This is a genomic window from Mesorhizobium sp. M7A.F.Ca.MR.176.00.0.0 (assembly GCF_004023165.1).
GTDB lineage: Bacteria > Pseudomonadota > Alphaproteobacteria > Rhizobiales > Rhizobiaceae > Mesorhizobium.
On the sequence record NZ_RZTC01000042.1, the window covers coordinates 1 to 4,601 of the forward strand.

Genomic DNA, 4,601 nt, shown 5'->3' on the forward strand with positions numbered 1-4,601 from the left:
GGCTCCGCTGCGGCCCTGATCGCAGTTTCCGGTGCGCGCGCCGCCGACGCCGTCGTCGTTGCCGAGCCGGAACCCGCTGAATACGTCAAGATTTGCGACGTCTACGGCGCTGGCTACTTCTACATCCCCGGCACCGAAACCTGCCTGCGCATCGGCGGCTATGTCCGTTACGACATCGGTGCTGGCGACGTCGGCTCGTTCGATGGTGCTCGCAGCAACGACGTGCAGGACGGCAAGAACCAGGGATCCTGGTACAAGAACACCCGCTTCACGCTGAAAACCTGGACCGGCCAGGAGACCGAGCTCGGCACCTTGAAGACCTACACCGAGACCCGCTTCAATTTCGGCAACAGCAACGGTGATCCCGACTTTGGCCCGAACGATGCGCACAACAAGGACGTATCGCTGAACTTCGCCTGGATCCAGCTTGGCGGTCTGCGCGTCGGTAAAGACGAATCGGCCTTCGATACGTTCATCGGCTACGCCGGCAACGTCATCCAGGATACGCTGGTTCCCTACGGCGACTTCGACACCAACGTCGTCCAGTACTATTTCGACGCAGGCAATGGTTTCTCGGCCGTGCTCTCGCTCGAAGAAGGCTCTGGCGCTGGCTCCGTCGACGATCTTGGCAACGGCAAGTATGGCGTTGGCACGATCGACAGCTATGTTCCGCATGTTGTCGGCGGCGTGAAGTGGACCCAGGGCTGGGGCGCGATCACCGGTGTCGTTGCGTATGACAGCAACTACGAAGAAGTCGCCGGCAAAGTTCGCTTGGATGTGAACGTTTCCAACGAGTTGTCGTTGTTCATCATGGGGGGCTATGGCACCGACGACAACCTCAACGACCCGACCTATGATCAGCCCGCGGGCGGTCGCGGCTTCTACAAGCAGTGGGGCGGCAACTGGGCAGTGTGGGGCGGTGGCACCTACAAGTTCAACGAGAAGACCTCGTTCAACCTTCAGGCGTCTGCTGATGACTGGAAGAACGTCGGCGTCGCAGCGAACGTTGCCTATGACATCGTTCCCGGCTTCACCGTCACGGCCGAAGTTGACTATCTTCATGCCGGCAAGTTCGATGAGGGCAGCACGGATAACGTCGCGTGGACTCCGGCCGACAAGAAGAACAGCGTCGGCGGCCTCCTCCGCTTCCAGCGCTCGTTCTAATAAGTTGCGACAAGTCGAAATCGAAACCCGGCGGGCAACCGCCGGGTTTTTTGTCGTAGCGCAGCTCGATCGGCAACTTGCACCCGCCAAACTGCCACGTTAGCAAGAAGGCCCTTTTTCAAGCGAGCTTTCCACCATGCACCAGCGCCCTCCCCTCATGCCACTCATCGCAGCGCTTCCCTCGACGGTGCCGTTTGTCGGCCCCGAAGCGCAGGAGCGCGAGCGTGGCCGCGCTTTTCGCGCCCGCATCGGCGCCAATGAGAGCAGCTTTGGTCCCTCGCCGCGCGTCACAGCCCGGATGGCCGAGATCGCCGGCGACATGTGGATGTATTGCGATCCCGACAATCACGATCTGAAGGTGGCGGTCGCCGCGCATCACGGCGTAGAGGCCGAGAACGTCGTTGTCGGCGAAGGCATAGATGGCCTGCTCAGCCTGGTGGCACGCATGTATGTCGCGCCTGGTGACGCGGTGGTTACGTCGCTCGGCGCCTACCCGACATTCAACTTCCACATTGCCGGTGTCGGCGGGCGGCTGGTGACAGTCGCTTACGAGAACGACCGGGAAAGCCTGGATGGCCTGCTGGCGGCGGTGCGCAAGGACAAGGCCCCGCTGGTCTATCTCTCCAACCCCGACAATCCAATGGGCAGCTGGTGGGAGGCGAGCGAGATCATCCGCTTCATCGAGGCGCTGCCGCAAACCACCATGCTGGTGCTCGACGAGGCCTATGGCGAACTCGGACCGGCTTCGGCGATGCCGCCGATCGATATCTCCAGGCCAAACGTCATCCGCATGCGCACCTTCTCGAAGGCTTACGGGCTGGCGGGCATACGCTGCGGCTATGCGATCGCCGAGGCCCAGGTGATCCGCGACTTCGAGAAGATCCGCAACCATTATGGTGTCAGCCGCATGGCGCAGATCGCCGGCGTCGAGGCGCTCGCCGATCAGGACTATCTGCAAAGCGTGGTGGCGCGGGTCGCGGCCGGCCGCCGACGCATCGCAGGCATTGCCGAAGCGAACGGGCTGAAGCCGCTGGCGTCGGCGACCAACTTCGTCACCATCGATTGCGGCGGCGATGGCGCTTTCGCGCTGAAAGTTCTGCAAGGTCTGCTGTCACGCGACGTCTTCATCCGCAAGCCCATGGTGCCACGGCTCGACCGCTGCATCCGCATCAGCGTCGGTCTCGATCACGAGCTCGACATTCTTGCCGAGGAGTTGCCTGGCGCGCTGGCAACAGCGCGGGGAAATTAGGTTCCGTCTGCAAGCAAACCAGCTGCAAAGCAGCCTACAAATCCATTTCCCAGGTCTGGCCGGTCAGATCCTTGCCGAAGCTGTGGTGGTGCTCCTGCGAGACCAGCCTGAAGCCGGAACTTTCGTAGATCGCGCGCGCGGCGACGAGGATGTCGTTGGTCCACAGCACCAGCTTGGCGTAGCCGCAAGCCCGGGCCTGGTTCACGCATTCCGCGACCAGTCGTTTGCCGATGCCGAGGCCGCGCGCCGACGCCTCGACATGCAGCATTCTCAGCTTGGCCATTTCGTCGTCCTGATGAACCAGGAACACCGCGCCGACCGGATCACCACCGCGCTCTGCGATCCAGCAGAAATCGCGGCCGGGCACGAAATTGCGAATGAAATCGGCGCCGATCTCGGCGAGCATGGCCTCGAACTCGATCGTCCAGCCATATTCCTCGGCATAGAGTTGGGCCTGGCGCTGCACGACCCAGCCGACGTCGCCGACGCGATGCGGCCGCAACGTCACCTCGCTGCTGTCACGGGTGGGATCGCCCAGCAATTCCCCCGCCTTGCGCAAGGCGCTGCGCAGTTCATGCAACCTGTCGTCGGGGACGCTTTCGATCAGCCGCGCCGTGTCCCGATCGGCCGCCGTCTGCAGTCTGGCAAGCGCTGCCTCGCCTCGTGAGGTCAGCGAGAGGACCCTTCGACGCCGGTCAGCCGGGTCCGTTCTGGCCTCGGTCAGCCCCTGGCCCGCGAACTTGCGCAGGATCCGCGTCAGATAGGCGGCATCGACACGCAACTGTCTTGATATTTCGGAGGCCGCCGGGCCATTCTCCAGCCGAAAAGCACCAGCCAGGAAACCTCGCTCGCCCGCGATTTCGGCGGAAGCCGGGTTGCTGCGGTGACCCAGCTCGAACAGCACGCGCGCCTCGGTCAAAGTGAATGCACTTTGTGTCAGCGTCTCGTCGAGAAGGCCGACGGTGCGCGTGTAGAAGCGATTGAAGCGCCTGACATCAGCCACCAATGCGTTGCGTTCGTCCAACATCCGCAGCCACTCCTAAGGCAGCCGTATTTTCCAAAATTAGTGGACGGAGTCAAATAAATTTCGAGCCAGAGAGCCCAGCCATTGCGCCCGCGCCCTTCCCAGGTTGCATTCCTCACGCCACGCGCCAGATTCAAAACGAGACAGGCTTTGGAGAGATTCATGGCTGATCGTCGCAGGGAAGTGCTGACGCGGGTCTACGGCAATGTGCAAGGCGTCGGCTTCAGGGCCTGGGCTCGGGATCAGGCCACGAGCCTTGGCCTTGCGGGCTGGGTCCGCAATGAGGCGGATGGGTCTGTAACGGCCCAGATCGCTGGGCTCGATGAGGCGGTCTCGACAATGATCGAGCGCCTCTGGAAAGGGCCGGTCGGGGCTTCGGTTTCCAGGGTCGACGTCGACGAGTTGGCAGTACAACACGCCCTTATCGGGTTCAGGATCATTGCCTGATTGCGGCTTCGATCTCGTCATCTTGAATTAATTGAACGTTCGTTTTATTATTGTTCCGCAGAGGAGCTGACATGGCACGCACCACGGGGTCCGATGGCGAAAAGACCGAAGCGACCATCCGTGAGGCGGCGGTCAACCTCATCGCGCGTCTTGGCTACGAAGCGATGTCGATGCGTCAGCTTGCCGCCGAGGTCGGCGTCCAGGCGGCTGCGCTCTACCGCTACTTTCCAACCAAGGAAGAGCTTCTGTTCACGCTGATGCGCGAGCACATGGAAGATCTGGCCACAGCATGGGAAGCAGCCTGCCCAGCGAACGTAGATTCGGCGCAACTGCTCTCGGCCTATGTGCGCAATCACATCGCCTTTCATATCGAGCGACGGCACGCCACGCATGTGTCGAACATGGAATTGCGCAGCCTGTCGCCCGAACGGCTGACGCAGATCCTGCGCATGCGCACAGCTTACGAGAAGGAGCTGCGCACTATTTTACGCGATGGTGCCGAGACGGGCACCTTCAGCATCGACGACACCGGGCTGACGGCGATGGCGCTGATCCAGATGATGACCGGCGTCATCGTCTGGTTTCGGCCGGGCGAGCGGCTATCGATCGCCGAAGTCACGGCGACATATCTTTCAATGACAATGCGCCTGGTTGGCGCGAGGATCGGTACCTACAGCGCCGCGCGTCCCTTCGGACGCGCAAAGGACGCTGTAGCAT

At 62.0% G+C, this 4,601-nt stretch carries 5 protein-coding genes; 4 read left to right on the forward strand and 1 reads right to left on the reverse strand.

All coding sequences use genetic code 11. The annotated features are described in order from the left end of the window. The coding region (locus EOB59_RS15975; protein ID WP_164895668.1) for a porin at nt 1-1,164 on the forward strand (1,164 nt) is incomplete at its 5' end. Nucleotides 1,165-1,300: 136 nt separating this feature from the next. Next, entirely contained in the window at nt 1,301-2,413 is a 1,113-nt protein-coding gene (locus EOB59_RS15980; RefSeq protein ID WP_128288775.1) for a pyridoxal phosphate-dependent aminotransferase, read from the forward strand. 34 nt (nt 2,414-2,447) lie between these two features. Here the strand turns inward: EOB59_RS15980 and EOB59_RS15985 are convergent, their stop codons facing one another. Continuing rightward, nucleotides 2,448-3,440, reverse strand: a complete 993-nt coding sequence (locus tag EOB59_RS15985; RefSeq protein WP_128288776.1) for a bifunctional helix-turn-helix transcriptional regulator/GNAT family N-acetyltransferase — start codon at nt 3,438-3,440, stop codon at nt 2,448-2,450. Nucleotides 3,441-3,599: 159 nt separating this feature from the next. On the opposite strand from EOB59_RS15985, the gene EOB59_RS15990 reads away from it, so the two are divergent. Further along, entirely contained in the window at nt 3,600-3,884 is a 285-nt protein-coding gene (locus tag EOB59_RS15990; RefSeq protein ID WP_128288777.1) for an acylphosphatase, read from the forward strand. A gap of 71 nt (nt 3,885-3,955) precedes the next feature. Next, on the forward strand, nt 3,956-4,601 hold a 646-nt coding region (locus EOB59_RS35655), incomplete at its 3' end, for a TetR/AcrR family transcriptional regulator (protein WP_206622053.1).

Coding starts and splice junctions, on each gene's coding strand:
- EOB59_RS15980 (WP_128288775.1), top strand. CDS start 1,301: ATGCACCAGCGCCCTCCCCTCATGCCACTCATCGCAGCGCTTCCCTCG.
- EOB59_RS15985 (WP_128288776.1), bottom strand. CDS start 3,440: ATGTTGGACGAACGCAACGCATTGGTGGCTGATGTCAGGCGCTTCAAT.
- EOB59_RS15990 (WP_128288777.1), top strand. CDS start 3,600: ATGGCTGATCGTCGCAGGGAAGTGCTGACGCGGGTCTACGGCAATGTG.